Genomic DNA, 597 nt, shown 5'->3' on the forward strand with positions numbered 1-597 from the left:
GGGTCAGGTGCCGGGGCGCGCCGTGGGTGACGGCTGGCCGGTGGCCTCGGCGGCGGCCGACGCCTGGGCGTTGCCGCGGGCCAGGATGCGGGAGAAGGCGTAGTCCGAGATCTCCCGGCCGGCCGCCAGCGCCTTGGTGTCCGAGGTGGGCACCGGCGCCCCGGAGGTGTAGCCGGAGATGGTGAAGTAGACGTAGCGGCCCAGGGTGTTGGCGCTGCTGCGGCAGGCGACCCGGCGGCAGAAGGTGGGGACGCCGCTGCCGGGCAGCGAGGCGATGTTCGGCTTGGCCTGGGCCATCGCCCTCCCGGCCGCCGCCTTGGTGTCGAAGACCGCGATGCCGACGGTGACCGCCACCCCGTCCTTGCTGTACGTGGCGCGGAACAGCTGGCGGCAGCCGTTGCGGCTGAGGACCGAGGGCAGGGCGCCCTGGGCCGCCGAGGCGCAGCCGCGGGTGGCGCTGGTCGCCCCCTTGGCGTACTCGTGGTGGCGGACGGTCGCGGCCTTCCCCGGGAACAGGGTGCCGGCGCTGATCGGCGCGGTGTCCTTCTTCCGGCTGGACAGGATGTCCACCGGGTCCGGCGGGGCTGTCTCTTATAC

The 597-nt window shown here is 74.4% G+C and carries 1 protein-coding gene; it reads right to left on the reverse strand.

What is annotated here, in order from left to right; all coding sequences use genetic code 11:
• Window positions 1-3: 3 nt before the first annotated feature.
• Window positions 4-570: a hypothetical protein gene (locus E4099_RS32665; protein WP_209446835.1), complete on the reverse strand. Its 567-nt coding sequence runs from the start codon at window positions 568-570 to the stop codon at window positions 4-6.
• Between the last annotated feature and the right edge of the window lie 27 nt (window positions 571-597).

Origin of the sequence: Streptomyces palmae (assembly GCF_004684805.1) — a bacterium.
Lineage (GTDB): Bacteria > Actinomycetota > Actinomycetes > Streptomycetales > Streptomycetaceae > Streptomyces > Streptomyces palmae.